General features: G+C 71.6%; 1 protein-coding gene and 1 pseudogene. Both read left to right on the forward strand.

The features are described from left to right. Positions 1–159 (forward strand): pyrroline-5-carboxylate reductase dimerization domain-containing protein (locus APM_RS13040; RefSeq protein WP_007423835.1); only part of this gene is annotated, 159 nt, incomplete at its 5' end. A 344-nt stretch (positions 160–503) separates the two neighbouring features. Continuing rightward, positions 504–899, forward strand: a pseudogene (locus tag APM_RS13045) (methyl-accepting chemotaxis protein); the annotation flags it as partial.

Genomic DNA, 899 nt, shown 5'->3' on the forward strand with positions numbered 1-899 from the left:
GACCAGCCGGCGGATGCGCTCCGCCGCGCCGTCACCAGCCCGAAGGGCACGACCGAGCGCGCGCTCGCCGTGCTGATGGACGATGCGGCCTGGCCGGACGCGATGCGCCGGGCGATCGCCGCCGCCACCGCCCGGTCGCGGGAACTCGCCTCCGGCTGAACGGGCCGCGCGGTGCCGGCGGCAAAAAATGCCGCAACGGTTCGCCGGATTAACGATCCCATAATCTTTCGCTCATAGGGTCGCTGCCGGGGCGGGCTTCAGCCGCGCCGGTGTGCGAGGAAGCGCGTTTGCGGGGCCAACAGGGTCGGTACTGCGCGCGCCGCGACATTCGCCGCCGGCATCCGGAAGCCGTTTCGGAAACGCGGAGGCGTGCCCAGTGCGGAGTCGTATTGCATGACCGATCTTGACCGCCAGTTCCTGCCGTGCGGCCGGCATCGACGAAGAGGCTCCGGCGCCATGCCGGAAGCGCTCGCGCCGCAGCCGCGCCTGTCCGGAGGCGGGCGATGATCACCTGGTTCCGCGAGGTCGCGCCGATCCGGACCAAGCTCGCCGTCGCCTTCGGGTCGGAGACCTTTCTGATCCTCGCCGGCTTCCTGGCCGTGATCTGGGCCGGCAACGGCGGGCCGGAAGGGCTGCCCGTGGTGGTCGGCGCCGTGACCCTGCTGTGGTCGATCGTCGGCGGCTACGTCACCTGGCGGGTGATCACCGACCCGTTCACCGCCACGATCGAGCGGATGGAGTCGATGGTCGCCGGCAATTATGGCGCGCCCGTGCGCTTCACCGGGTATCGCGATTGCGTCGGCCGGCTGACCCGGGTGATCGACCGTTTCCGCGAGGCGGAGCTGGCCCGGCAGCGCGCCGAGGGCGAGGTGCGGGCGATGGCCGACCGCGAGGCCGAG

The sequence above is a fragment of the Acidiphilium sp. PM genome (assembly GCF_000219295.1).
GTDB lineage: Bacteria > Pseudomonadota > Alphaproteobacteria > Acetobacterales > Acetobacteraceae > Acidiphilium > Acidiphilium multivorum.